Origin of the sequence: Brachybacterium muris (assembly GCF_016907455.1) — a bacterium.
GTDB lineage: Bacteria > Actinomycetota > Actinomycetes > Actinomycetales > Dermabacteraceae > Brachybacterium > Brachybacterium muris.
The window spans coordinates 3,186,832-3,213,493 of sequence record NZ_JAFBCB010000001.1; the positions used below are offsets into that span (position 1 = coordinate 3,186,832).

The window sequence follows — 26,662 nt, forward strand, 5'->3', positions numbered from 1 at the left end:
GGAGAGTTCCATGAGTTTCGCCGACATGATCAGTGCCACCAATGGGGTGATCTGGTCGATCCCCCTGGTCGCCCTGTGTCTCCTCGCCGGCCTGTACTTCTCGATCCGCACCGGGTTCGTGCAGCTGCGCGGCCTTCCCGACATGATCAAGCAGCTCATCGGCGGTGAGAAGTCCGTCGACGGCACCTCCTCGTTCCAGTCGCTGATGATGTCGCTCGCCAACCGCGTGGGCATGGGCAACATCGGTGGTGTGGCCACCGCGATCGCCTTCGGCGGCCCCGGCGCCGTGTTCTGGATGTGGACCGTGGCCTTCCTCGGCGCGTCCACGTCGTTCATCGAGTCCACCCTGGGACAGATCTACAAGGAGAAGGACCCGGACACCGGTGAGTACCGCGGTGGCCCGGCCTACTACTTCGAGAAGGCCTACCGACACAAGGCACCCGGTCTCTCCCTCGCCTTCGGCGTCCTGTTCGCCATCACCACGATCTTCGCCATGAGCTTCTTCCTGCCCGGCGTGCAGGCCAACGGCCTCTCCTCCGCGATGAACAGCGCCTGGGGCGTCCCCACCTGGGCCACCGCCATCGGCATGGTCATCCTGCTGGCCTTCATCGTGATCGGCGGCGTCAAGCGCATCGCCATGTTCGCCGCCTACGTGGTCCCGCCGATGGCGATCCTCTACATCCTCGCGGCGCTGCTGGTGTTCTTCGTGAACTTCGACCAGATCCCCCACGTGTTCGGAGAGATCTTCTCCGGCGCCTTCGGCATGCACGCCATCTACGGCGCGATCATCGGCCTGGCCATCAAGTGGGGCGTGCAGCGCGGCATCTACTCCAACGAGGCCGGTCAGGGCACCGGCCCGCACCACGCTGCCGCCGCCGAGGTATCCCACCCGGCCAAGCAGGGCTTCGTGCAGGCCTTCTCCGTGTACATCGACACCCTGTTCGTGTGCACCGCCACCGCGTTCATCATCATCTCCACCGACATGTACACGGTGTTCCAGGACGAGACCTTCCCGGCCGAGGGCGACCCGCTGTACGTGGGTGAGCTCGGCCAGGACGTCGAGCCCGGCCCCGGCTTCGTCCAGGCAGGATTCGACACCTTCGCCCCCGGCCTGGGTGCCAGCTTCGTGGCGATCGCGCTGGCGTTTTTCGCCTTCACCACGATCGTCGCGTACTACTACATGGCCGAGGTCAACGTGGTGTACCTCGCCCGCCGCCTCCGGAACCCCCTGCTGCGCCGCGCGATCATCCGCTTCCTGCAGGGCCTGGTCCTCATCTCCGTCGCCTACGGCGCCGTGACCTCCGCCGGCTCCGCCTGGGGCCTGGGCGATATCGGTGTGGGCTCGATGGCCTGGCTGAACATCGTGGGCATCCTGGTGGTCCAGGTCCCCGCGCTGAAGGCACTGAAGGACTACTACCAGCAGAAGAAGCAGGGGATCGACCCGCAGTTCGATCCCCGCGCGCTGGGCATCCACGGCGCCGAGTTCTGGGAGCACCGGGCCGATGGCCTCGCCCTCCAGGGCCGCACCGGGGCCGACGTGAAGGAGCAGGCCGCCGATCAGGCCGCCCGCCCCGACGGCTACGGCCCTGCGGGCGGACCGGGCTCGCACAGCGCCTGACCCGGGAGGCGGCGCCGCGCTCGGCGATGCCGACCCGCACGGCGCCGCCCCTCCCCCGACGACGAACGACCCGGTCCGCATGGGCCGGGTCGTTCGCTGTGTGGGGCCAGACGGAGCTGCGGCTCCCGACCTCAGGGCGGGCTCTGTGTGGGCCGTCAGGCCAAGCGCTGTGCGGGCGAGACGGTCTTGGCCGGATCCGTCTCGGGCAGGTCGCCAAGGACCTCGTCGATGCGGGCCATGACGTCGGCCTCGAGGCGCACCCCGGCGGCCTTCACGTTCTCCGTGACCTGCTCGGGGCGGGAAGCGCCGATGATGGCGCCGGCCACGTTGTCGTTGGTGAGCACCCAGGCCACGGCGAGCTGAGCCATGGTGAGGTCCAGCTCCTCGGCGATGGGGCGCAGGCCCTGGACCGCCTCGAGAGTGGGGTCGTTCAGGAAGCGCTTGATCATGTCGGCGCCGCCCTTCTCGTCCCGGGCGCGGGAGCCCTCCGGCGGTTCGGCACCGGGCTGGTACTTACCGGTGAGGATGCCCTGGGCGACGGGCGACCACACGATCTGGGAGACGCCCAGCTCCTGCGAGGTGGGCACCACGCGCTCCTCGATCACGCGCCACAGCATGGAGTACTGGGGCTGGTTGGAGACCAGCTGGATGCCCAGATCGCGGGCCAGCTGGTGGCCGGCGCGGATCTGGTCGGCGTTCCATTCGGAGACGCCGATGTACAGGGCCTTGCCGGCGTGGACCACCTCGGCGAAGGCCTGCATGGTCTCCTCCAGCGGGGTCGCGTAGTCGTAGCGGTGCGCCTGGTAGAGATCCACGTAGTCGGTCTGCAGGCGGCGCAGGGAGCCGTCGATCGATTCGCGGATGTGCTTGCGGGACAGGCCGGTGTCGTTGTGGCCCTTGGGGCCGGTGGGGAAGTACACCTTGGTGAAGATCTCCAGCGACTCGCGACGCTCGCCCTTCAGGGCCTCACCGAGCACCACCTCCGCGGCGGTGTTGGCGTAGGTGTCGGCGGTGTCGAAGGTGCTGATACCGGCGTCGAGAGCGGCCCGCACGCAGGCGGTGGCGCGCTCGTCCTCCACCTGGGAGGCGTGCGTGAGCCAGTTGCCGTAGATGATCTCGCTGATCTTGAGGCCGCTGCGGCCGAGGTGTCGGTGTTCCATGTGGAAACACTACGGCGAGCGCCTGCCCCTCCAGAAGGGGCCATACCCGCTGCCCCAGGAGGAGGGCCTCGTGCACCGGGGACCACGGTGCGGACCCCCGTGGCAGACCCACCGGGTGTGACCTAGGATACGGCCACCCTGCAGGCCCGTCCCCCACGGGCCTGCGCGCTTCCCCGACCCGACAGTCCGAAAGCGAACCATGAGCACCTCGCACCCCTCCTCCCCCTCCCCCGGCAAAGGCCCAGCCCCCGGCACAGGACCCACTCCCGGCACCGGCACCGGCGGCGCACCCCGCGCCGACCGCGGCGCCTTCTCGGGCCGCACCGCGTTCATCTTCGCGGCCATCGGATCCGCCGTGGGCCTGGGGAACATCTGGCGCTTCCCCGCCGTGGCCTACGACAACGGCGGCGGCGCATTCATCCTCCCGTACCTGGTGGCCCTGCTGACCGCCGGCATCCCCCTGCTGTTCATCGACTACGCGATCGGCCACCGCTGGCGGGGCTCACCCCCGATGGCATGGCGCCGCCTGACCCGCTGGACCGAGTTCATCGGCTGGTGGCAGGTGCTGATCTGCGTGGTCATCGCCGTGTACTACGCGCTCATCATCGCGTGGGCCGCCAATTACACCGTCTTCTCCGTCGACACCCGCTGGGGCGACGACCCCGGCGCCTTCTTCGGCTCCTTCACCCGGGCCCTCGAAGGGGCCGACGTCACCGTCGCCTTCGACTACGTCCCACCCGTGCTCATCACCTGCATCCTGGTGTGGGTGGCCATCGTGCTGGTGATGGTGCTGGGTGTGCACAACGGCATCTCCAAGTCCGCGATGATATTCATCCCGCTGCTGGTGATCATGTTCGTGATCCTGGTGGTGCGGGCCATGATGCTGCCCGGCGCCTTCACCGGCCTGAACGCCCTCTTCCGGCCCAACTGGGGCGCGCTGCTGAGCCCGGGGGTGTGGGTCGCGGCCTACGGCCAGATCTTCTTCTCCCTGTCGGTGGCGTTCGGCATCATGCTCACCTACGCCTCCTACCTGAAGAAGAACACCGACCTCACCGGCTCCGGCCTGGTGGTCGGCTTCGCCAACTCGAGCTTCGAGATCCTGGCCGGCATCGGCGTGTTCAGCGCGCTGGGCTTCATGGCCCAGGCGCAGGGCGTCGCGGTCGACGAGGTGGTCTCCTCCGGCATCGGCCTGGCGTTCATCGCCTTTCCCGCCATCATCGGCGAGGCCCCCGGGGGTGCACTGATCGGCGTGCTGTTCTTCGGCTCCCTGGTGCTGGCCGGCTTCACCTCACTGGTCTCGATCGTGGAGGTCGTCATCTCGGCGATCGGCGACAAGTTCGGGCTCTCCCGCGTGCCGGCCACGCTGCTGGTGACGGTCCCGCTGGGCCTGTTCTCGATCGCGGTGTTCCCCACCACCATGGGCCTTGCCCTGCTGGACGTGATGGACAACTGGGTCAACCAGTACGGCATCGTCGGTGCCGCCCTGGTGAGCACCGTGGCGCTGGTCTACCTGGTGCGGGCCCTGCCCACACTGCGCGACCACCTGAACCTGCGCGGTTCTTTCCGCCTGGGCATGGGATGGACCGTCTGCGTGGCGGTGATCGTGCCGATCGTGCTGGGCGTCTCGCTGATCGCCTCCACCATCGACCTGATCGGCGGCGAGGGCACCTACTCCGGCTACCCGCTGTGGTTCAACATCGTGTTCGGCTGGCTGATGGCACTGAGCCTGGTGGTGGGCGGCGTGGTGCTGTCCCTGCTGCCCTGGCCCCGCGACTCGAACCTGAACCGGCCGGACTCCGACGGGGATGAACTGGCACCGCCCGTGGTCCCTGGCACCGGCCTGTCCGGCCATGGCGTGGCCACCCCCCACCAGCTGCGCCCGGCCGGGCCACAGGACGGCCGTTCCTGAGGCCCGTATTCCCAGGCACCCAACCTCTCTACTGTTCCCGAACTCCAGGAGGAGTCAATGTCCGTCTCCGCGATCGTCATGATGGCCGTCTCGATCCTCACCGTGTGGGGAGGACTCGTGGCCGCGGTGCTGAACATCATGCGCCACCCCGAGAGCGACGTCTGACCAGCACTGCTCGAGGCCCTGACCGTTGCGCCCGCGCCACGGTCGGGGGCCTCGACCATGTCCGCGGCATCGCTCGAAAGCCCCGGATGTGACCTAGGTCTACCGGTTGGTCATGGATCGGGACGATCCGACACGGACCAGGGACCAACTTCCCAAGTCGGGCACAGCGGTCACCCGGCAAGGGTGCGCCCGCGTCGTCACAAGCGCTACGGCTCACATCACCGCTGGCCAGCGCGAAATGTGGAGGAGAAGGCGAAGGAGTGAGCGACCCCGGGAGGGGTGACGCGCGAATAAGCGCGGAAAATCGCGCGATTATACGACAGCGCTCCGCACCTACCGACCGTTTAGGCTTACGATTCTGCAACATCACACGCTCCCGCCTAGGGTGGGGTCATGGCGCCCACACAACCGGTGTGCGTTTCGAGACCCGGGAGGTATGTCATGACCGATCCCTACCGTGACCAGGACCAGACCCACCGCGGGGAGCCGTGGAACCAGCCGCCCACCCCGGGCGCGCCCGGCACCACGTCCGGTGGTGTGGAGGGCCAGGGAATCCCCGGCCCCGGCGTGCAGGGCACCGCGGTGCCCCCGCCACCCGTCCCCCACGGCGACGACAAGAGTGGAACCGGCCAGCAGGCCAAGGACTCCGCACGCAACGTCGCCGAGGACACCAAGCAGGCAGGCGGCGCTGTGGCCGGCACCGCCAAGGACGAGGCCCTCAGCGTGAAGGACGATGCCGTGCGCGAGGGACGCAAGCTCTGGGACGAGACCTCCTCGACCCTCAGCACCCAGGCCTCCGACCAGCTCAACCGCGCCGCCGGCACGGTGCGCACCTTCACCGACGACCTGGCGCGGATGTCCCGCGGCGAGAAGCCCGAGGACGGCCTGGCCACCGATCTGGCCCAGCAGGTCACCGACCGCACCGGCGCCCTCGCCGACTGGCTGGAGAACCGCGAGCCGGCCGACGTGCTGACCGAGGTCAAGAGCTTCGCCCGCCGTCGCCCCGTCGCGTTCCTGGCGATCGCCGCCGGCCTCGGCTTCGCAGCCGGGCGCCTCACCCGCTCCGTCGCTCAGGTCCACTCCGACGACGACGACCAGGACGTCTGGGCCAGCCGCACCGATACCGCGGGCTCCTACGGCCCGGGCGACGGCCAGTACCGGGCCACCCCCGTGGACCCGTCCGTCGGCCAGGCGGTCCCCGGCACCCCGGGGTACAACGCACCCGGTCAGCAGGGCTACCCCTACGACGCTCCGGTGCCCCCCGCCGAGCCGACCCGTCCGGTGCCCCCGCGCCTGCCCGAGACCGATGGGCGAGGTGACATCCGGTGAGCTCCCAGTACACCCCTCCACCCACCGAGGCCGAGCGCCGGGCGGAGACGGAGTCCTTGGGGACCCTGATGTCCAAGGTCACCACGGACCTGTCCACGCTGATCCGACAGGAGATCGCGCTGGCCAAGGCCGAGCTGACGATCTCCGCCAAGAAGGCGGGCAAGGGCGCCGGGATGTTCGGCGGCGCCGGTGTGGCAGGTCACTTCGTCCTGCTGTTCCTGTCCATCGCCCTGTGGGCCGCCCTGGGCGGCACCGTCATCGGCTACGCATGGGCCGGCGTGATCCTCGCGATCCTGTGGGCGATCCCGGCCGTCATCCTCGCCGTGGTGGGCAAGAAGAACATCGACGAGATCGAGGGCGCTCCGCAGACCGCCGAGACCCTCAAGCAAGTCCCCGAAGCCGTTACTCCCTCTAAGGAACCGCGATGAACCAGCAGCATCCTGACGAGATCCGTGCCGATATCGAGCGGACCCGCTACAACCTGTCCAACGACGTGGACGCCATGGCCGAGAAGGTCACGCCCTCCAACGTCGCCCAGCGCCAGGTCGACAAGGCCCGCGGTGCCGTGCGCGACGCCGTGGGCGGCGTCAAGGACCGCGTGATGGGAACGGCCGACGGCGTCGGCACCAGCGTCTCCGACACCGCATCCAGCGCCAAGCACGGCGTGCAGTCCGCGGCGCAGGACGCCGGTGACGCCGCACGCCGGGCACCCCACCAGATCAAGCGGCAGACCCAGGGCAACCCCCTGGCCGCCGGCCTGATCGCCCTGGGCGTGGGCTGGCTCGCGGCCTCGCTGCTGCCCGCCTCCCAGAAGGAGCAGGAGCTCGCCTCCCGCCTCGAGGATCGCGCACAGCCGGTCCTCGACGACGTCAAGGACCAGGCCCGCCACGTGGCCGAGGAGCTCAAGGAGCCCGCTCAGCAGGCTGCCCAGAACGTCAAGGAGTCCGCTCAGGACAGCGCCGAGAACGTGAAGCTCGAGGCGCAGATCCAGAAGGACGAGGTCACCGACTCGGCCAAGAGCAACGCCGAGGACGTGCGCAAGACCGCGCAGGACGGCTGACACCCTCCTGCTCGTCGACGGCCCGGAGGCCCGCACCGCCTGATGGTGCGCGGTCCCGGGCCGTCGGTGCGCCTGCTCAGCGGTACAGCGGGAACTGCACCCCGAGCCAGAACGCTGCGGCGACGGCCAGCACCGAGGCGGCCACCACCGCCACGTCCAGGGCCGTGACCCTCAGGTACGCCAGGCGCAGGGACCGCCCGCGCGGGTTGGCCGCACCGTAGGTGAAGCCGCGGGTCTCCAGCGCCTCCACGGTGGTGCGCACGTTCTTGGCCGTGTTCAGCATGATCGGGTAGAACGCCGTCACGGCCAGGGTGCACCACTGCAGGATCACGCGCCATCCCAGGATCCCGCGCCGCTGCGGCGGGGCGTGGCGCAGGCGCTGCCCCTCGAACACCGTCACGTACTCGTCCACCAGGATCGGCAGCATGCGGTACCCGTAGCTGACGCCGAAGGCCAGCAGCTCCGGGGCGCGCAGTGACAGCAGGGCATCGGAGAGCTTCTCCGGGTCCAGCGACACGAACGCGGCCATCGACGCCATCGACACCGCCCCCAGCTTGAGGTTCAGCTCCGCCAGGGCCACCAGGGTGTCGAGGTCGCCACCGAACAGGAACGCTGCGATGAACAGACCGATCACGTCGGCCCCCAGGCCGATCACGAACAGCCCCAGCACCAGTGGCCCCACACGGGCCAGCGCCACCGAGACCACCCCCAGGCCGAACAGGCCCAGCAGCACGGTGAGGTTGTGGGTGAACCAGGGGGCGATCGCGAGGATCAGGTACCACAGCAGCACCATCCGCGGATCCATCCGGGAGAAGATCCCGCCGCGGGTGGAGTAGGCGGTGCGCAGCAGTTCCAGGCGCACCCAGTCCACGCTGAGCACGTCGTGGGTCTTGCGGGCCATCAGCGGTGACCTCCCAGGACGAGGGCGGGCGCAGGCACAGGCTCGTGCGCGGAGTCGGAGTCGGGGTCCTGGTGGTCGGGCGGCTCGGCGAGCTGCAGGTGTCCGCGCAGCTCCGCGGCGGTCAGCGGGAGGGGTTCGATGCCCAGCTGGTGCGCGATGCGGGCGGCCTGCGGGGGCACCAGGCGTGCCTGCCGGGTGATCTCCGGGCGGGAGAACAGCTCGCGGGGGGTGAGGTCGGCCAGGACGCGGCCCTGGTCCAGCACGATCACCCGGCTGGCCCAGGTGGCCACCAGCTCCATGTCGTGGCTGGCCACCACCGCGCAGCGCACCGTGTCGGACAGGGAGTCGAGCATCCCGATCACGTCGTCGCGGGAGCGCACGTCCAGGCTGGAGGTGGGTTCGTCCAACAGCAGCAGGGAGGGGCGCATGGCCAGGCCGATCGCGATGGTGGCGCGTCGCTGCTGCCCGCCGGAGAGGCTGCGGCCATCGCGCTCGGCCAGGGGTGCCAGGCCCACCCGGTCCACCACCTCGTCCACCAGGGCCTCGGCGCCGGGCACCCGCCGGCCGGTGGGGAACAGGGCCACGTCCGCCCGCACGGTGTCCTTGAGGAACATCCGCTGGGGGTGCTGGTACAGGTAGGAGACGCGGTCGGCCAGGCGCGCGGCCGAGCGCGAGCGGGTGTCGATGCCGGTGACGGTCACGGTGCCGGAGCGCGGCACGATCAGGCCGGTCAGCAGCTTCATCAGGGTCGTCTTGCCGGCGCCGTTGGTGCCCACCAGGGCCACGCGCTCCCCGGCACGGAGGTCGAGGTCCAGGTCCACCAGCACCGGCGCGAGATCGCCGCGCACGGTGCGGTAGCCGTGGTTGACACCCACGAGCGAGGCGACGACCTCATCGCAGGGGGCGAGCCCGCCTGACGGGGTGTCGCCTCCTGACAGTGCGGTGCCTCCTGGCAGTGCGACGCTGCCGGAGGGCGCAACCACAGGCGCCTCGACCGGGGCCGGTCGGTCCTGCACGTGGGGCCTCAGCATCGGTACGGCACTGTCCACGTCCAGCGCCACCGACTCGGCACCCACCGCAGCGGTGAGGGCCACGGCGTCCGGGGCGGGGATGCCGTTGGCCTCCAGCTCACTGTGCCGGTCCATCGCCTCCTGCACCGGTAGGTGCCACACGGGGGCGCCGTCGGCCATCAGCACCACGGAGCGGGCGAACTCCGCGATGAACTCCGCGTGGTGCTCGATCGCGATCACGGTGATGCCGTGCTCGCGGTTCAGCTCGCGCAGCCGCAGGTAGATCTCGCGGGCCCGGGCGGGGTCGAGCTCGGCCACGGGCTCGTCGACCACCACCACCTCGGGGCGTAGCGCCAGCGCCGCGGCGAGCGCCACCAGGTGCGCCTGACCGCCGGAGAGCTGCCACACGAAGTGATCGCGCAGGTGGGAGATGCCCAGCTGCTCCAGGGCCTCCTCGGTGCGCTCGCGGTAGTCCTCGTGACCGAAGTTCAAGGGTCCGAAGGCGACCTCGTCGCGCACCGTGGGGCGCACCAGCTGGTTCTGGAAGTCCTGGTAGACGTACCCGACACGGCTGGACAGCTCGGCGACCGACGAGTCCCAGGTGTCCACCCCGTCCACGTGGACGTGGCCGGCGAAGTCCCCGTTCCAGTAGTGCGGGACCAGGCCGTTGAAGGTCTTGCACAGGGTGGTCTTGGCGGAGCCGTTGCCCCCGACCACCGCCACGAAGTCCCCCCGCTCGATGGTGAGGTCCACGTTGCGCAGGGTGTCGCGGTCGGTCCCGGGGTAGCGGAAGGAGAGGTCCTTGACCACGATCACCGGGTCGGCAGCGGGGGCGGCGGAAGTGGCGGGGACAGGCGGGGTGGGGGCGGCGGTGTGCACGTCGGGCTCCGGTCCCTCAGCGCTGCGGCTGGTCGGACTCGGCCCGCAGCCCCGGGTCGGTGGGCAGCTCCGGGTCGGTGGGCAGTTCGGTATCAGCAGCGGTGCGGGAGAGGCGGAACAGGATGATGGCCACCAGCATCACCACCGCGATCGCGACCACGGGGACCACCACGAACCAGCTGCCGAGCTGGTCCAGGAAGTCCGGCTCCCATTCGCCGGCGTTCAGGTCGAACGCCTCCAGGAAGGCGAAGCCGAAGGAGGCGACGGCCAGCAGCAGCGCGAAGCCCACGAACAGCGGGGTCCTCGGGGCGCGGCCGGGGATGGGCTCACCGGGGACGCGGGGACGCATGCCCATCAGCGGCTCGATCTTCCCGTGCAGCGCCGGGATCAGCCACATGGCGGGGATGGCACCCAGCAGGATGCCGCTCATCAGCACGTCCACGCCCAGGCCGATGACCTCCAGGGTCAGGACGGACTCGGGCAGGCCCTCGACGAACTCGGCGTCCTCCACGCCGATCCACACCTTGGCCAGGTCCACCACGGCCGAGAGGATCTTGTCGACCAGCACCAGCACGATCGCGCCGATGAAGATCTGGGGCCGGCTGCGGGGATTGCGGATCAGGGAGCCGGCGATGTAGACGGCCAGGAACATCTGCAGGTAGCCCTCCACCTCGGCGAGGCCGGAGAAGTCGCCCATCAGCAGGTCGGTGAAGACGATCTCCCCCAGCGGGGCGCCGAGCGCCGCCCAGAACGGGGAGAACAGGGCCGCCATCGCCAGCGGCACGAACACCATGTAGGAGACGGAGATGTCGACCGGGCCGATGGAGGGGTCCGGGATGATCTCCAGGATGATGTTCGACAGCCCGAACAGGGACATCGACAGCACGAAGATCATCAGCTTCTGGGACGTGGTCAGGTCCATACGGCGCAGGCCGTCGACGGTGCCGCGCAGGGTGCCGCGGCGCCGGTCGCCATCGGAGCTGCGAGGGGTCTGGGGCGTCGGGGGCTGGGTGGACGCAGGGGTCTGGACGGACATGGCGTTCTCCTGGGGTGAGAGAAGGGATGCGGAGTGGGTACGGGACGGAGGACGGGTCAGGTGGAGGACGGGTCAGGTGGCGGGGGTGAGCCGGGCGGCGAGCACGTCGATGAGGTCAGCCGGGGAGTCGAGCACCAGGTCGGCGTGACCAGCGGCGAGGGCCGACTCAAGGGCGGCATCGGGGTCCTTGCCACCGCGCAGCAGGCACACGGTGCCGATGCCGGCGTCCTTCCCGCCGCGGCCGTCGTTCAGGGCCTTGTCGCCCACGTAGACCACGTCGGCACGGTCGGTGGCCAGTCCCGCGAGCGCGGCGTCGAACACGGCGCGGCCGGGCTTGCGCACCCCGATCTCGTCGGAGTAGGCGGCGGGGCCGATCAGGTGGCCCACGCCGTAGCGGTCCAGGATCTCCCGCACCCCACGACCGGAGATGGTGTTGGAGACGATGCCGACCACGACGTCGTTCTCGGCGCACCACCGGATCAGGTCGATCACGCCGGGGCGCGGGGCGGGCAGGGACTTCGCGCGGTGCAGGGCCAGGGACAGCTGCGGGGCCTCCAGGCGCAGGACGGCGCGCAGCGGCTCGGGCAGATCCGCCCCGACCAGGTCGCCCCACAGGACGGCGGGGTCCACCTCGTCGTGGCGGTGGCCCGGATCGGCCAGGGCGTCCCGTTCGCGCTTGCGGGCGCGGTGGCGGTCCCAGCCATCGGCGACGGCCTGCGCGGCATCCTCCAGGGTGAGCTGGATGCCGATGCGCTCGGCGAGGGCGAGGATCATGCCGCCCACCTCGCGGTCCCGCTCCGGGTTCGGGGAGGACTCGGTGATCACGCCCCCGTGGTCCAGGAGCAGGGCGGGGCGGGCGGGAGCGGGTCGCGGGCGGGTGGTCGCGGCGTCCGGCACGGTCGTCCCCGCCATCTGCACGGCCGGGGCTGGGGCCGCATCGAGGGCCTCGCGCAGCGGGTAGATCAGGTCCTCGGGGGTCTCGAGCACCAGGTCGGGGGTGTCGGAGACGTGGAACGGGGGGTTGTCGGTGCGGCGGTCGCGGGTGATCACCACGGCACCGGCGTGGGCCCGACGGCCGGCGGCCACGTCCCGGTCGAAGGTGTCGCCCACGTACCAGGCCTCCTCGGGTCGCACACCCAGGGCGTCGGCGGCCAGGCGGATCATGCCGGGGTGGGGCTTGCGGATCCCCACCTCGTCGGAGTAGATCTGCACGCCGAAGTGGTCGGCGAGGCCGTGCTGCTCGAGGATCCGGCGGTGGGCGCGACCGGAGTGGGCGTTGGAGACGATGCCCAGGCGCAGCCCGCGCTCCCGAGCGAGGTCCAGCAGCGCCGGGATGCCGGGGCGCACGTGGTGGTCGGCCACCAGCGGTGCCATCGCCGCGAGGATCGCCGAGGCGTCCAGGGCGAGGGCGGCGCGCACGGGGGCGGGCAGGTCGGCCAGCAGGAACTCGCCGACGATCTCCCGGGGGTCCAGCTCGCGCGGCTCCTGCCGGCGCGAGGAGGCGTTCTTCCACAGGGACAGGGCGGTGCGGCCGGCCCGCAGCGAGGCCTCGACCTGCGCGACGTCGAGCTCGGCGCCGAGCGCATGCCCGCGGGCGGCCAGCTGGGTCGCCAGGTCGCGGGCCCAGGTCATACGGGCGGTGGTGGAGAAGACCACGCCCCCGAAGTCCAGCAGCAGGGCCCGAGGGGCGGGCAGAGCCGGCGCCGGAGCCGACTGCGCGGTGACCGAGCGGGACTCGGCGAGGAAGGAAGGCGCGGTGCTCACGTCTCTCCGTTCGAGGGGGTCCGACCCGCTCCGGGCCGGCACCTCCCACGCTAGGAGGGCCCGGGGGGCGGCTTGTGAACGCCGGGTGAACCCGGTGACACACCTTCGCCACTGGACCTGAAACTCTTCAGATGCCCACGTCGGGCCGGGGATGCCGACGGCCGGGCAGGTGGTAGACGTGGCCCATGCCGCGCTCCCGCCCCACCCTCGCCGACGTCGCCCGTGCAGCCGGAGTCTCCTCCGCGACTGCGTCGATGGCGCTGAACGACCGGCCCGGCGTGCGGCACGAGACGCGCCTGGCGGTGCTGGCGGCGGCCCGGACGGTGGGGTACCGACGTGCCGGCCGGGGCACCAGCGGGCTGATCGGGGTGCTCCCCACGGACCTGGGGAACCCGTACCACACCGATGTGATCGCAGGGATCGAGGAGCAGGCCGAACGGCAGGGCACGGGGGTGGTGATCGCCCATGGGAGGCGCGACAGCGCCCACCTCGAGCGCCAGCTGCAGCGACTGCTGGACCTGGGGGTGGACGGCGTGATCGCGGTGACGACCTGGCTGAGCCCCACGGCGCTCGAGGCGGCCGCGGCACTGCTGCCGGTGGTGGTGATCGGGCGCATGCAGGATGCGGTCCCGGGCACCGATACCGTGCGCAACGATGACGAGGCGGGGGCGGCGCTGGCCGTGCGCCACCTGGTGGAACGAGGGCACCGGCACCTGGTCCACGTGACGCTGTCCACGCGGCCCGGACCGGCCTCCCGACGCGCCGGGTTCCTGGCCGAGGCGGAGCGCCTGGGGCTGCGGGACCGGGCGCGGGTGATCGGCCCCGACTCCCCGGCGGAGGGCATGGAACTGGTGCTGCGTGCCTTGCGCCGCGGGGACCCTGACGCCCCGACGGCCGTGTTCGCGGCCAACGACATCGCCGCGGTGTCGGTGCTGCACCGCGCCGCCGATCGTGGGATCCGGGTGCCCGAGCAGCTGAGCGTGGTCGGCTACGACAGCTCGACGGTGGCCCTGACGGTGCGCCCGCACCTGACCAGCGTGAACCAGCCTCGATCGGAGATGGGCAGGCTCGCCGCCCAGATGCTGCAGGAGCGGTGGCGGGGCCGGGCGCACGACGCGGTGAGTGTGGTCGCCCCGGTGCTGCGGGTGCGCGGCTCCACCGGTACCGGGCCGGCGCTGCTGTCGTAGGCGGTCCGCGGGATGCCGAATGTGACCTGCGCCGTCCTGGTTCGCGCTGATCGCAGGCGTCAGGTAATCTGTACCTCGCTCTATGAGCGCTGGAGGATTCGCCTAGCGGCCTATGGCGCACGCCTGGAACGCGTGTTGGGTTAACGCCCTCGGGGGTTCAAATCCCCCATCCTCCGCCGTGTCCTGAGTCGCGACATCGTTGACAGACGATGTCGCGACTCAGGCTTTTTTGCGTGGGTTCACTGGCTGGCCGGGGCGGGGTGTCTGGGTGGGTGTGCTGTGGGTTCGCGGGAGCTTGGGCTGGTAGTCCCGGCCGGGGTCGGTGCGGTACTCACCGGTCAACGATCACCAGCACGATCCCTGCCCAGGGCTGTGTCGTGAACTCACACACCCCATCCCGCGCCGTGTGACCAGCGATGATGGTGTTTTCCGTGCTGGTTTGGCTGTGCAGGATCACTCGAGCGAGCCAGTGAGCCCCGGCAGCCACAGCGACAGCGCGGGCACGTACGCGATGAGGATCAGCAGTGCGATAAGCGCGGCGAAGAACGGCAGCAGGCGCGGCACCACCCGCTCGATGCTCACCCCCGTGATGCCGGTGGCGACGAACAGCACCGACCCGACCGGCGGGGTCATGGTGCCGATGCACATCGCCATGATCAGCACCATGCCGAAGTGGACCGGGTCCATGCCTACGCTCTCTGCGATGGGCAGCATGATCGGGGTGAAGATGAGGATCGCCGGCGTGATGTCCAGGAACGTGCCCACGGCCAGCAGCACAATGAGCATCAGAGCGATTACCACCGGCCCGGAGGAAGCGACCGACAGCATGGCGTCGGTGATCGCCCCGGGGATCCCGCTGAACGCCATGATCCAGCTCATCGCGCTGGACGCGGCCACGAGCAGCATCACCACGCCGGTGGCGCTCACGGTGTCGCGGATGATCCGCGCGATCGCCTCCCGGTTCAGCGCCCGGTAGATCAGGGAGAGCACCAGGCAGTACACGACGGCGACGGCTGCACCCTCGGTGGCGGTGAAGACGCCGGCCACGATGCCCCCGACCACAATGATGATCAGCAGCAGCGAGGGGATGGCACGCAGCAGCACAATGAGCCCCTGCCGTAGGCCAACGCCCTCGCCGCCACGCAGCCCCTGGCGCAGCGCGATCACGGTCGCCACCGCGATCACCACGAGGCCCATGAGGATGCCGGGAACGTATCCGGCCATGAACAGCGCTGAGACGGACACGCCACCGGCGATGGTGGAGTAGACGATCGCTGCGGTGGTCGGCGGGATGAGCAGCCCGGTGGAGGCGGAGGAGATGTTCACCGCGGTCGAGAACGCCGGGTCATACCCTTCCTCCTCCTGTCGCCGGTGCAGGGTGCCACCGATCGCGGCAGCGGAGGCCACCGCAGACCCGGACAGGGCGCCGAACAGCATGTTCGCCACCACATTGGTGTGCGCGAGGGAGCCGGGCACGCGACCGACGATCACGAGTGCCAGGTCGATCAGGCGCCGCGCGATACCGCCGCTGTTCATGATGTTGCCGGCGAGGATGAACAGGGGGATCGCCAGCAGCGGGAAGCTCTCTACGCCGCCGGTCATCTGCTGCCCGAGGATGAAGGTGGCGTCGCTCCAGCCGAGCACCGCGACGATGGTGACGAAGCTCGAGACGCCGATCGCAATGGAGATCGGGACCGATGCGAACAGCAGCAGGAAGAACAGCCCGAACAGCAGAAGGGCAGCACCGAGGGCGCTCATCGCTTGTCCTCCGTCCGTGTCGAGGGACGGCTGGTATCCGCCGTGGATCGGGTATCGCCTGCGACGGCTGAGGGCTTAGTCGCCTGGGTCGCCTGCGTCGCCGCGGCTGCCTGGCTGCTCGTGCCGTCGGCCGACGGGTCCAGCAGGGCGGTGACCTGAGCAAGAGCAATCATCAGGCCGCTGATCGGGACGATCGCGTAGACGGCGCCACGGGAGATGCCCAGCAGCGCCGACATATCGCCCAGCGAGGACAGCACCAGCATCACACCGCCGATACCGAGCACGAGCACGGCGAACAGCAGCACCAGCACGTCCACGGCGCGGGTCAGTCCGCGCCGGGCGGGGGCCGACAAGCGGTCCGGAAGGATCGACAGCGCCATGTGCCGACGCTCGAGGAATGCGTACGACGCCGCGAGGAAACTCGTCCAGATCAAGGCGTATCGCACCAGTTCCTCGGTCCAGGCGGTGGGCTGGTTCAGCGCGTAGCGCGTGACGATCTGGATCATGACCAGCACGGTCATGAGTACGAGCAGTGTGCCTGCGCTCCACAGCAGGGCCGTGGCGAGGCCGCGGCGGATGGTTGCGATGCCTCTCATACCAGCTCTCCTCAGCCTCGTGCCTTCTCGATGATGTCCAGAACGTCGGCCACCTCGGGGAAGTCCGCGCCGAACTCGTCGACCACCTCGCGGGTTGCCTCCCGGAAGCCCTCCTGATCGATGTCCTCGATGAACTCCACGCCCATCTCGGCCGCCGCGGAATAGGACTCCTCGATACTGGTGGCCCAGTCCTTCTTGTGGTTCTCGGTGGCGGCTTGCGCGGCCTCCCGCAAGGTGGTGCGGTCCTGTTCATCCAGCCGCTCCCAGGCGGGCGTGCCAATGGTGAGCAGGTCGGGGATGCGCGTGTGCTCGGTGAGGGAGAAACACTTGGCTACTTCGCCGTGCCCGGACTGGTCCAGCGCGGTCTCATTCGATTCGGCGCCGTCGATCAGCCCGGTCTGCAGGGCGGTGTAGATGTCACCGAAGGCCATGACGATCGGGGAAGCGCCCAGCGCGGACATCATCCGCACCTGTGTGCGCATGTCCTGGATGCGGATCTTCAACCCGGCGGCATCCTCCGGTGTACGCACCGGGGTGCTGCCGGTATAAAAGGAGCGGGCGCCGGAGGTGAAATAGGTCAAGCCCAGCAGGCCAGCATCCTCATTCGAGGTGAAGAAGCGCTGCATGGCGTCGGAGTCGAGCGCCGCGTAGTAGTGCTCTTCGGAGTCGAACACGTAGGGCAGTCCGAATGCGTGGTAGCCCGGGTTCCAGGCGGCAAGCCCTGGTGAGCCGACGCGGGTCATATCGACGATGCCCTGGCGCAGCTGGCCGAGCACCTGGGGTTCGCTCCCCAGCTGTCCGCTGTCGAACATGGAGATCCGCAGCCGGCCCTCGCTGCGCTCCTCCACCTCAGTCGCGAAGGCGGCGAGGGCCTTCGACGTCACGTGCTGTGGGTCCAGACTGTTGGCCAGTGACAGCGTGAGCGGTGCGGAGCTGCTGGCGTCCGCACTGGTCATCTGCCGGGAGGGGTCGCCGCAGCTGGCGAGTGCCATCGACCCGAGGCCAACGGCGCCAGCGAGCGCCAGAGCGCGGCGCCGGGTGGGGAGCGCGTGGTTCATCGCAATCTCACATTCCGATCATGTCGAAGGGCTCGACGCTGACCACGATGCGGTGGTCGGCACCGTCGTCCGGCATGCGCACCAGGGCGCGGCCGAGCTCCGGGTCGTAGTGCCAGGCCCGCCGTGCCGCATCGAAGCGCGGGCGGTGCAGCTCCTGGTCAATGCGCTCACCGTCGATCTGCACCCAGTACGGGGCACTGGACGGGCAGATCACCTCCCACTGCACGTGGCTGAGCGGGCTGCGGAAAGAGCCTGAGCGTGTCAGTGTGATCTCGATGCGGTCACCGCCATTGACGGTGATGGTGGATTCGCGCAGGTCGCCGCACTCGTAACCGCGGGTTGCGCCGTCGTCCTCGTAGAGCACGAACTCGGCGGGGCCGTCGGCAGCGGCCGGGGGTGCGCACAGAATTCGCAGACTCTCGGGTCCCGCGCCGGTCAGACTCATCGGCTGCTCGGCAGCGATCGGCAGGATCGCACCATCGGGCAGGAACAGCGGGATGGAGGAGAGGTCCACGTCCAGGGTGATCTCCTGCCCGCCCTCGTGCACGCGTCCTGTGTCGAGCTCGTGGAAACGCCGCCCGGCAGGCAGACGCACGGTGCGGGTCCGCGCCCCCTCTTCGAGCACGGTCGCGACCAGCAGGGCGTCGCCGAGCATGAACTCGCTGCTGGTGGTATCCAGTGCCGGGTCCTGCTGGAAAGCGGAGACCATCGGCTCCATCAGCGGCAGACCCTCGACATACGCGCGGCGCATCAGCGAGTACAGGTAGGGCGTGAGGCGGTAGCGCAGCAGGATCGCCTCGCGCACGAGCGGAGCGACCGACGGATGCATCCACGGCTCAGTGACCGTGTTGTCGCTGTTGACCGAGTGGATGGAAAAGCGCGGCTGGAAGATGCCGTGCTGAACCCAGCGCAGCAGCAGCTCGGGGCCGGGCCGTGGACCGGCGAAGCCGCCGATGTCACAGCCGTGATGGGCCACACCGGACAAGCCCATCCCGAGGATCGTGGCGATGTTGTGCTGCAGCGATCGCCAGGAGGTGAAGTTATCGCCCGCCCACGTCTGGGCGTACCGCTGGATGCCGGCGTGCCCGGCACGGCACACCACGAACGGGCGAGCGTCGGGGTCGACGGCGCGGATCGCGTCATGGGTGGTGGCGCACATGAGGTTCGCCATCACGGTGCGCAGTCGGCCGATGGTGGCGCCGTGGCCTTCGAAGTCGACCCGGGCATCCTGATCCACGATCGAGTCGTACTCGCAGTTGTCGTTCCAGACCGAGAGCGTGCCCTTGTCGAGCACGGCCTCCTGCAGCCAGGTCGCCCAGGCCTCGCGGGCGGCTGGGGACGTGAAGTCGACGAACCGGCCGGGGCCGCCCCACCACATGCCACGCTCGGCGTCGGGGGCGACATCGGCGTCGGCTGCATGGTTCGCTGCGTTGTCGATTCCGGAAGAGCCGTCGGGTCCGGCGGAGCCATCTGCCCCAGCCGGGCCGTTAGCCCCGCCTGCATCGCTCTGCGTGCCCTCTGCTGTGCGCACGAGGACGCCGGCACTCGCGAACTCGCTCAGGCGCGGGTGCACGTCGAGGATGCCGGGCTTCACATTGGGGGAGACGACGATGCCACGCTCGCGCATTGACGCGAAGAACCCCTCGGGATCGGGAAAGCGGTCATCGTTCCACGTGAACACACAGCGTTTCGGCCCGTCGGCCGTGTCCTGGGTGGTGTAGCCGGAGGAGAGCTGGAAGCCGTCCACCGGGATGCCTTCGCTGCGCGCGGTGTCGATGAAGTTCAGCAGCGCCTGGTCGCAGTCGCGATCCAGTTCGGCGTAGAACATGGACGAGGCGAGGTAGCCCAGCGCCTGCCGCGGCAGCATGGCGGAGCGGCCGGTGAGCATCGTGATGCGCCGCACGACGTCACGGATCGACGGGCCAGCGATGACGAACAGATCCAGGTCCCCGCCGTCGGCGCGCATGCGGGTACGGCGCGGCCAGTAATTCGAGTGCTCGCGCGCGAGATCCAGATCCAGCGCCCACGTCGTGTGCCAGAACATGCCGCTGGCTCGCCGGGTGGCGCGGTCCAGGCGGATCCCGGCCGGGATGTGTTTGTACAGCGGATCCGAGTTCTCGGGGTCGAAGCCGAGTGCGTCCTTCGGGCTCAGCGTCAGGGCGCGACGGGACTTGTCCAGGCTCCCGGTGCTCTCACCGAAGCCGTAGAACGCGTCGTGCTCGCCGGCCACGGCATAGTGCAGCACGCGCTTGTTGGTGTCCTGCTGCCAGGCGATCCCCGGCACGTCGCGGTGCAGCACCTGGCCGTCCTGATCCGTCACCGTGATCGCGAAGGGGTTGCGGTCCACACGCACGGTGAGTCGGCCGCCGCTGATCAGCACGTGGTCGTCCTCATCCGCGTCGATCGTGAGCGGGAGGGGATCGACGCGAGTGCGCTCCTCGCCAAGCACGGGATCAAGGCGGTCTTCCCAGGCGGTGGTGACCAGGCTGTAGGAGGCTTCCTCGAAGGCTCCGTCGAAGCTGGCACGGATTCTCAGCACTTCGGGCGTGAGCAGCAGCAAACGGATCTCTGGCCCGTTGGTGAGCAGGCGGATCCAGGGGCCGTCTGTGTAGACGGCTTGCAGCGCACGGGCGATGAGCATCGCTCTCCGACTCCTTCGGCGGTCTCGGCACAGGGCAACGCAGGGAACACAGCAACGGTGTCGAGTCACTGTGACATGCTCCACCGGTTGCCGCGCATTGTCATCGATTGCCGTCCGCAACGAACACGACCCCCGGTTCGTCAACGATGACGCGACTCACCGGTCAACGATCACCAGCACGAGCCCTGCCCAGGGCTGTCAACGATGTCGTGAACTCGCACACCCCATCCTCCGCCGAACGAAAGGCCCCTGACCTGCGATGCTGATCGCGAGTCAGGGGTCTTTCGCATGCTCCGAGCGGCAGCGTTCCGCCACCTGCCCGCACACCGTCCCCCGAGCCCAGGCACCCCGATATCCTTCGTGTGAGCCAGCGCATGGGAGGGGGACGTGATGTCGGCACCAGATTCAGGGGGCTACGGCCAGGCGCCACCGCCGAAGAAGCCCTGGGCCCTGATCACGGTGGCCTCGGGCTGCATCCTCACGCTGCTGCTCGGGATCGGCGGTGGGATCACCTACCTCGCGCTGTCCGACCGCGGCGAGCAGACGGCAGGACCCACCACCACGCCGGAGCCCGAGACCACCACGCCGTCGCCGGCCACCGAGACCCCCACCACGGAGACCCCCACGGCGGAGGCCCCGACCTACAGGATCATCTCCCCGATCGACGAGGTCGAGGGCAGCGCCGATGACGTCTGGGCGATCCTGGCTGCCTCCCCCCTCACCGAGGGCACGATGGAGGCGACCGGCACCTGCGAGCTGCCGGCGACACCGGTGGATCACGACGCCGAGCAGCTGCAGACCCTCCTCGACGCCGCCGGCGCCTGCCTGAACCGGGTATGGGCGACCGCGAGCTCGGACCGGAACCTGCCCTGGATCCCGCCGAGGATCCAGGTGTACACCTGGCCGGACATCCCGGAATCCCCGTGCGAGCCGGACACCTTCGAGCAGACCTCGCCGCGTCAGTGCAATCTCGACGGGGTCCTCTACTGGCCGCTGGGCGCCGGGTACGGGGCACAGCAGGAGGATCCGGCGAAGGTCCCCACCATGTACCTGTGGGACCTGTCGCTCAACTACCTCAACGGCATCACCTGGAACACGGGGATGTGGCCGTACTACCGAGCGCTCGACGCGAAGCTCAAGGACGATCCGGACCGGCAGGCGGAGGCGAATCGGCGCTACTGGCTGCAGCACCTGTGCCTGGCGAGCGCGGTGAGCATGCGCGTACCCGAGGCCTCGCAGCCCTCCCAGCAGGTGCGGGACATGCTCACCAGCGTGGAGCACTGGACCCCGGCTGACGCCTCCACCTCCACCATCGCGCCGGAGTCCCGTGCGCACTGGGTTCGGCAGGGATTCGAGGCCGGGGGCGATCTCACCCGCTGCAACACCTGGCTGGTGCCGGCGGAGCAGGTCGCGTGAGCCGCGGACACGGCCTGGACGGCCCCGGCGCGGGGGTCGACGAGGAGGACACCGTGCTGCGCCCGGCTCTGCCGCCGCAGGAGGACCACTCCTCGTGGGCGCCGCCGCCGGGACCTGGACCCGAGCTAGCGGAGTCCACCCTGGCGCCGTCCGAGGACTTCATCGCCAGCGTTCCCAGCCCGGCCCCGCAGGCACCCGCCGCCGGCTCCGATCAGGACTTCATCGATTCTGCACCGCCGCCCTCCGGGGGAGGCCCAGACCCCGCGTCGCCTCCGTGGGGGACGTACCTGCACAGCAGTCTCACCACCGCGGAGCCCCCTGGCCCGCCGGCACCGGCATCGCCTCCTCCGGCCGCATCCTCAGCGCCCGCGGCACCGCCTGCTCCCGCGGCATCGCCTGCTCCCGCGGCATCGCCGGCGGTGCCGAGCTCCGGCGGCTCACCGGCCCTCGCCGAGCGCGAGTACCGGCCCGCCGACGCCGCCCCGATCCAGCGGTTCGACCAGCGGCCGCGCTTCCAGTTCCCAGTGGACCCCGACCCCGTGGCGAGTCCCTCGTCGGCCGCTGCTGCGGGCTCTGGGAGTGCTGCGGGGGCAGCGGGCCTGCCACCGGGGGTCGATGCGACGTCCCCACGGCAGCGCAGGCTGCTGGCGCCCACCATCGCCCTGGGGTGTGCGGTGCTGCTCCTGCTGGGCATCGGTACCGGGGTGGGCCTGCTGTGGCTGGACCAGCCCGGGACTCCCGCCGCCCCGCAGCAACCCACCGCGAGCTCCGAGGAGGACCCGGTGGATCCCGCTCAGTGGCGCCCCCTGGAGGAGGGCGAGCAGCCCGAGGGGACCCCCGAGGAGCTGCTGCAGGTGATGGCCACCAACCCGCTCACCGCGGCCACGCTCTCGGTCCCGGCCGGCTGCAGCCTGCCGGCCTCGGAGGGGAAGGTTCCGGACGACCAGCTGCAGGCCTACCTCGAGTCGGGCGCCTCATGCCTGGAGACCACCTGGGGCGATGCTCTCGCCCAGCAGGGCGTGGAGTTCACCGCCCCCGAGGTGGTGGTCCACCCCGCCGCGGAGCCGCCCGCCGCATCGAGTTGCGCACCGGAGACCTTCACCGGCACCGCTCCGCGCGCGTGCATCGGTGACGACACCCTGTACTGGCCGGCCGAATGGGATCCCGGGTTCTCCACCACCTCCGCCGTGGAGTCGCCGCAGCTGTACATGTGGCACCTCTCGTACTCGTACGCGGTGTTCGCGGTGGCCGCCACCTCGATGCACACCTACTACGGGGCGCTGCTGGAGAGCGCGGAGGGAGACACCGCACTTACCGACGAGCTGCGTCGCCGGTACGCGCTGCAGCAGTCGTGCTTCGGCTCTGCGGCGGCATTCCAGAAGCCCACCGGGCCGCGCCCCACGGACCGGGTGGAGGAGTTCGTGACCTCGCTGGAGGCGCAGGCGGAACCTGCGAGCGCCGCCGAACCGTCGGCCCGGTCGCGAGCGGCGTGGGTGAACACCGGGAAGGCGGCCAATGGGGACCTCTCGCAGTGCAGCACCTGGGAGGCTCCGGCCGACCAGGTGGGCTGAGGTCGGCTGGATCGGACGGACGTCATCGACGCCACACGGGGCGGCCTTGCGCCCGACCGATAGATAGTTTAGTTTTGAACTATCGCCAGGGGGGTGCGCCTGCACCGACCGGGTCCCACACACCTCGTCAGGAGCGCGACATGCAGTTCGGAATCTTCTCCATCGCCGACATCACCCCGGACGTGAACACCGGGAAGGTCCCCACCGAGAACGAGCGCCTGAAGTCCATCGTGGAGCAGGCCAAGCTCGCCGAGCAGGTGGGCCTGGACGTGTTCGCCCTGGGTGAGCACCACAACCCGCCGTTCGTGACCTCCTCCCCCACCACCACCCTGGCCTACATCGGTGCGCAGACCGAGAAGATCATCCTCTCCACCGCCACCACCCTGATCACCACCAACGACCCGGTGAAGATCGCCGAGGACTACGCGATGCTGCAGCACCTCACCGGCGGCCGCGTGGACCTGGTGATGGGCCGTGGCAACACCGGCCCCGTCTACCCCTGGTTCGGGCAGGACATCCGCAAGGGCGTCGAGATCGCGATCGAGAACTACGATCTGCTGCGCCGACTGTGGCGCGAGGACGTCGTGAACTGGGAGGGCCAGTTCCGCACCCCGCTGCAGCAGTTCACCTCCACCCCCCGCCCCCTGGACGGCGTGGCCCCCTTCGTGTGGCACGGCTCGATCCGCTCCCCGCAGATCGCCGAGCAGGCCGCTTACTACGGTGACGGCTTCCTGCACAACAACATCTTCTGGCCCATGAGCCACACCAAGCAGATGGTGCAGCTGTACCGCGAGCGCTTCGAGCACTACGGCCACGGCACCGCGAAGCAGGCGATCGTGGGCCTGGGCGGCCAGGCGTTCATGCGCAAGAACAGCCAGGACGCCTGGAACGAGTTCCGTCCCTACTTCGACGCCGCGCCCGTGTACGGCGGCGGCCCCTCGATGGAGGACTTCACCCGCATGACCCCGCTGACCGTCGGCTCCCCCGAGCAGGTCGCGGAGCGCTACCTGACCATGGCCGACGAGGTGGGCGACTACCAGCGCCAGATGTTCCTGATGGACCACGCGGGCCTGCCCGCCACAACGGTCCTGGAGCAGATCGAGCTGCTGGGCACCGAGGTGGTGCCGGTGCTTCGCAGGGAGCTGGACGCCCGTCGTCCGGCCGATGTGCCCGATGCCCCCACCCATGCCTCGCTGGTGGCTGCGGCCGAGGCCGAGCGCGGCGCCTTCGACGCCACCTACAAGTTCGAGACCGGTGACAACTGGACGGGTCTGCGCGCGGAGGACTCCCGCAGCGCCAACCGCCTGGCCTGACACCACGCCGACACCCAGCCACCCGCTACCCCGAAGGGAGCACTCCCATGACCGAACCGATCCGCATCGTGGCGCTGGCCGCAGGACTCTCCACCCCCAGCTCCACCCGCATGCTCGCCGACCAGCTCTCCCGCGCCGCCCGCCTCGAGCTGGAGCGCACGGGCGCGGTGGTGGACGTGCAGACCGTGGAGCTGCGCGAACTGGCGCACGACATCACCGACGCCATGCTCACCCGCTTCACCGGCGAGCGCCTGGGCGTGGTGGTGGAGTCCATCCGCACGGCCGACGCGGTGATCGCGGTGACCCCCGTGTTCAACGTGGGCCCCTCGGGGCTGTTCAAGTCCTTCTTCGACGCGATGGACATCGAGATCTGGAAGGACAAGCCGGTGCTGCTGGGGGCCACGGCGGGCACGCCCCGCCACTCCCTGGCGATCGACTACGCGATCCGCCCGATGTTCGCGTACCTCAAGTCACAGATCGTGCCCACCTCCGTGTTCGCGGCAGCGGCGGACTTCGGTGCGGACACCGAGGGGCAGGCCGACGCACTGCCGCTGTCCTCCCGGATCCGCCGCTCCGCTGCGGAGCTGGTCACCATGCTGCGCACCGCCGGTGCAGCCGCTGAGGCCACCCCCCGGTCCTCGACAGGCGCGCCTGCCACCGACGGCTCCCAACCCGATACCGGGGCCGAGGCCTCCGGCAACGGGCTGGACGCCGAGTTCGCCGACTTCGTGCCGATGGGCAAGCTGCTGGGCCGGGACTGATCCCTCGCAAGCTCCGGCCGAGGTCGGTCGACCGAGCCCCCGCCCTGCTGGTGGTGGACATCCGCGACCGCGCCGACGAGCTCTCCCGCTGCCTGGGCGCTGGGCGCCGCGGCTCTCAACCGCCGATGCGCTCCAGCCATGCCTCGCGCAGCGCCAGCAGTTCCTGGACCACCTCGGGGTGCTGGTCCTTCACATCGGCCGCCGCGGACTCGTCGGGGCTCTCGCCTATCGGCACCAGGCTGAGGCCCTGGCCGATGTCCGTATGCTCCACCCTCTGCAGGGCCTCGCGGTGGGGGCCGTCGTCCACGGAGCGCAGCTTCCACTGCGGGGTGCGCACGGCCCACTGGAAGCCGGTGTCGAAGTGCAGAGCGTCGTGGCCGGCGCCGGCCGCCTCCCATGCCGGGCGCAGGTCCTTCCCGTCGATGGGCAGGCCGGCGGGGAGCGTGGCACCGGTCGCGCCAGCGAAGGTGGGCAGCAGGTCCATCGCGGAAACCAGGGCCGGCGAACGCTGCCCGGCAGGCACGGTGCCGGGCCAGGAGACCACGAACGGCACCCGCACCCCGCCCTCGAACAGGCTGTACTTGGTGCCGTGCAGCGGGGTGTTGTCCCCGTAGTTGCAGGTGGAGCCGCCGTTATCGGTCAGGTACACCACCAGGGTGTCCTCCCGGCGGCCCGTGGCCTCCAAGTGGTCCAGCATCCGCCCGATCTCGCGGTCCATGATCTCCAGCTGCGCCAGGTAGTAGGCGCGGCCGTGCTCGAGGTGCGGGGAGATCGCGCCGTCGTACCAATCCACGTAATCGGCGGCATCGGAGTCGAAGTCGTCGTGGGCGGGCAGGGCGCGGGCGTCGAGCTCGTCCTGCGGCAGCTGCCAGGCGAAGTTGTGCACCGCGTTGTAGGCGACCATGCAGAAGAACGGGTCCTGCTCCTGGGCCTCGGCGCCGCCCTCCCCCATGAAGGCGATGGCCTGGTCGGTGAACTCCACGGTCACGTGACGCTCGCACGGTACGGGTCGGGGCCGGGGTGCGCTACGGCCACGTGGCTCAGGCGGCTGCCCGACAGGGTCTGGCTCTGTCCAACATGGGGTCTCTGCCGCACATCTCCGTGGGGGGCTCCAGCTCTACTGGAACGCACGGATCGGGCAGCAGACATCCGGTGCTGGCGGCTTCCGTGCGGGCCATCGAAATGGTGACCGCCGGCGGAGACCTGCTCGAGCTCTCACGGGAGAGCACACCGGACGTGTTCGACGGGGCAGTCCTGTCCCTGGGGTCCCTCGGAGTGTTCACCCACCTCACCCTCGATCTCGTCCCCGCTTTCACCCTCCGGCAGTCGGTGTACCTGGACCTTCCTCCGGAAAATATGTCTCAGGACGTCGTGGCTGCCGCGCTCGACGATGCCTACAGCGTCAGCCTGTTCCACTCCTGGACCGGAAGCATCGACCAGATCTGGGTGAAGCAGCAGTCCGATCTGCCGCGGGAGGATCGATAGCACGGCGCACGTCTCGCAGAGAGCTCGGTGCATCCGTTGCCGAGC

General features: G+C 69.9%; 22 protein-coding genes and 1 tRNA gene. 13 read left to right on the forward strand and 10 right to left on the reverse strand.

The genetic code is table 11. The annotated features are described in order from the left end of the window. The first annotated feature begins 10 nt into the window (after positions 1–10). On the forward strand, positions 11–1,618 hold the full coding sequence (locus JOD52_RS14785; protein WP_204410827.1) for an alanine/glycine:cation symporter family protein: 1,608 nt from the start codon (positions 11–13) through the stop codon (positions 1,616–1,618). A 155-nt stretch (positions 1,619–1,773) separates the two neighbouring features. Here JOD52_RS14785 and JOD52_RS14790 read toward each other — a convergent pair whose 3' ends face one another. After that, the gene (locus JOD52_RS14790; RefSeq protein ID WP_017823112.1) at positions 1,774–2,778 is read right to left on the reverse strand and encodes an aldo/keto reductase family protein; all 1,005 of its coding nucleotides are present in this window, start codon (positions 2,776–2,778) and stop codon (positions 1,774–1,776) included. A 199-nt stretch (positions 2,779–2,977) separates the two neighbouring features. On the opposite strand from JOD52_RS14790, the gene JOD52_RS14795 reads away from it, so the two are divergent. The 5 genes from JOD52_RS14795 to JOD52_RS14815 all read left to right on the forward strand — a co-directional run bounded on the left by JOD52_RS14795 (position 2,978) and on the right by JOD52_RS14815 (position 7,241). Further along, positions 2,978–4,687, forward strand: coding sequence for a sodium-dependent transporter (locus tag JOD52_RS14795; protein WP_204410829.1), 1,710 nt, complete (start codon positions 2,978–2,980; stop codon positions 4,685–4,687). 57 nt (positions 4,688–4,744) lie between these two features. Beyond that, positions 4,745–4,852, forward strand: coding sequence for a methionine/alanine import family NSS transporter small subunit (locus tag JOD52_RS14800; RefSeq protein WP_017823107.1), 108 nt, complete (start codon positions 4,745–4,747; stop codon positions 4,850–4,852). Between the two features lie 441 nt (positions 4,853–5,293). After that, the gene (locus JOD52_RS14805; RefSeq protein ID WP_204410830.1) at positions 5,294–6,181 is read left to right on the forward strand and encodes a hypothetical protein; all 888 of its coding nucleotides are present in this window, start codon (positions 5,294–5,296) and stop codon (positions 6,179–6,181) included. After that, positions 6,178–6,609 carry a phage holin family protein gene (locus tag JOD52_RS14810; RefSeq protein WP_204410832.1) on the forward strand — a complete coding sequence of 144 codons (432 nt, stop codon included), beginning with the start codon at positions 6,178–6,180 and terminating at the stop codon, positions 6,607–6,609. The genes JOD52_RS14805 and JOD52_RS14810 overlap by 4 nt, the downstream gene beginning before the upstream one ends. Further along, positions 6,606–7,241: a DUF3618 domain-containing protein gene (locus JOD52_RS14815; protein ID WP_204410834.1), complete on the forward strand. Its 636-nt coding sequence runs from the start codon at positions 6,606–6,608 to the stop codon at positions 7,239–7,241. The genes JOD52_RS14810 and JOD52_RS14815 overlap by 4 nt, the downstream gene beginning before the upstream one ends. Before the next feature lie 76 nt (positions 7,242–7,317). On the opposite strand, the gene JOD52_RS14820 is transcribed toward JOD52_RS14815, so the two are convergent. The 4 genes from JOD52_RS14820 to JOD52_RS14835 all read right to left on the reverse strand — a co-directional run bounded on the left by JOD52_RS14820 (position 7,318) and on the right by JOD52_RS14835 (position 12,831). Then, positions 7,318–8,142, reverse strand: a complete 825-nt coding sequence (locus JOD52_RS14820; protein WP_204410836.1) for an energy-coupling factor transporter transmembrane component T family protein — start codon at positions 8,140–8,142, stop codon at positions 7,318–7,320. Then, entirely contained in the window at positions 8,142–10,031 is a 1,890-nt protein-coding gene (locus tag JOD52_RS14825) for an ATP-binding cassette domain-containing protein (RefSeq protein ID WP_204410838.1), read from the reverse strand. Before JOD52_RS14825 ends, JOD52_RS14820 begins: the two co-directional genes overlap by 1 nt. A 16-nt stretch (positions 10,032–10,047) precedes the next feature. Continuing rightward, a complete protein-coding gene (locus JOD52_RS14830; protein WP_204410840.1) occupies positions 10,048–11,067 on the reverse strand; it encodes a DUF8171 family membrane protein in 1,020 nt (339 codons plus the stop codon). Positions 11,068–11,139: 72 nt separating this feature from the next. Next, entirely contained in the window at positions 11,140–12,831 is a 1,692-nt protein-coding gene (locus JOD52_RS14835) for an HAD-IA family hydrolase (protein ID WP_204410842.1), read from the reverse strand. A 185-nt stretch (positions 12,832–13,016) separates the two neighbouring features. Between JOD52_RS14835 and JOD52_RS14840 the strand changes: the two genes are divergently transcribed. Together JOD52_RS14840 and JOD52_RS14845 are read left to right on the forward strand one after the other, a co-directional pair. Next, the gene (locus JOD52_RS14840) at positions 13,017–14,018 is read left to right on the forward strand and encodes a LacI family DNA-binding transcriptional regulator (RefSeq protein ID WP_017823099.1); all 1,002 of its coding nucleotides are present in this window, start codon (positions 13,017–13,019) and stop codon (positions 14,016–14,018) included. A gap of 91 nt (positions 14,019–14,109) precedes the next feature. After that, positions 14,110–14,194: transfer RNA gene (locus tag JOD52_RS14845), tRNA-Ser, on the forward strand. Positions 14,195–14,471: 277 nt separating this feature from the next. Here JOD52_RS14845 and JOD52_RS14850 read toward each other — a convergent pair. From JOD52_RS14850 to JOD52_RS14865, 4 genes are all read right to left on the reverse strand, one after another. Continuing rightward, positions 14,472–15,776, reverse strand: coding sequence for a TRAP transporter large permease (locus tag JOD52_RS14850; RefSeq protein WP_017823098.1), 1,305 nt, complete (start codon positions 15,774–15,776; stop codon positions 14,472–14,474). Beyond that, a complete protein-coding gene (locus JOD52_RS14855) occupies positions 15,773–16,297 on the reverse strand; it encodes a TRAP transporter small permease (protein WP_204410844.1) in 525 nt (174 codons plus the stop codon). Before JOD52_RS14855 ends, JOD52_RS14850 begins: the two co-directional genes overlap by 4 nt. 86 nt (positions 16,298–16,383) lie before the next feature. Then, positions 16,384–17,430, reverse strand: a complete 1,047-nt coding sequence (locus JOD52_RS14860) for a TRAP transporter substrate-binding protein (protein WP_017823096.1) — start codon at positions 17,428–17,430, stop codon at positions 16,384–16,386. A 7-nt stretch (positions 17,431–17,437) separates the two neighbouring features. Continuing rightward, positions 17,438–20,191, reverse strand: a complete 2,754-nt coding sequence (locus tag JOD52_RS14865; RefSeq protein ID WP_239551920.1) for a glycoside hydrolase family 31 protein — start codon at positions 20,189–20,191, stop codon at positions 17,438–17,440. Between the two features lie 270 nt (positions 20,192–20,461). On the opposite strand from JOD52_RS14865, the gene JOD52_RS14870 reads away from it, so the two are divergent. The 4 genes from JOD52_RS14870 to JOD52_RS14885 all read left to right on the forward strand — a co-directional run bounded on the left by JOD52_RS14870 (position 20,462) and on the right by JOD52_RS14885 (position 25,132). Then, a complete protein-coding gene (locus JOD52_RS14870; protein WP_204410846.1) occupies positions 20,462–21,487 on the forward strand; it encodes a hypothetical protein in 1,026 nt (341 codons plus the stop codon). A 419-nt stretch (positions 21,488–21,906) separates the two neighbouring features. Then, positions 21,907–23,058 (forward strand): hypothetical protein, encoded by a 1,152-nt coding sequence (locus JOD52_RS14875; RefSeq protein WP_338124113.1) that lies wholly within the window; start codon positions 21,907–21,909, stop codon positions 23,056–23,058. Positions 23,059–23,198: 140 nt separating this feature from the next. After that, a complete protein-coding gene (locus JOD52_RS14880) occupies positions 23,199–24,371 on the forward strand; it encodes an LLM class flavin-dependent oxidoreductase (RefSeq protein WP_204410847.1) in 1,173 nt (390 codons plus the stop codon). A gap of 47 nt (positions 24,372–24,418) precedes the next feature. Further along, positions 24,419–25,132: a CE1759 family FMN reductase gene (locus JOD52_RS14885; protein ID WP_204410849.1), complete on the forward strand. Its 714-nt coding sequence runs from the start codon at positions 24,419–24,421 to the stop codon at positions 25,130–25,132. Positions 25,133–25,247: 115 nt separating this feature from the next. Here JOD52_RS14885 and JOD52_RS14890 read toward each other — a convergent pair whose 3' ends face one another. Further along, positions 25,248–26,120, reverse strand: coding sequence for a sulfatase-like hydrolase/transferase (locus tag JOD52_RS14890; RefSeq protein ID WP_204410851.1), 873 nt, complete (start codon positions 26,118–26,120; stop codon positions 25,248–25,250). Between the two features lie 47 nt (positions 26,121–26,167). On the opposite strand from JOD52_RS14890, the gene JOD52_RS17275 reads away from it, so the two are divergent. Next, positions 26,168–26,617: an FAD-binding protein gene (locus JOD52_RS17275; protein WP_338124136.1), complete on the forward strand. Its 450-nt coding sequence runs from the start codon at positions 26,168–26,170 to the stop codon at positions 26,615–26,617. Positions 26,618–26,662 lie beyond the last annotated feature (45 nt).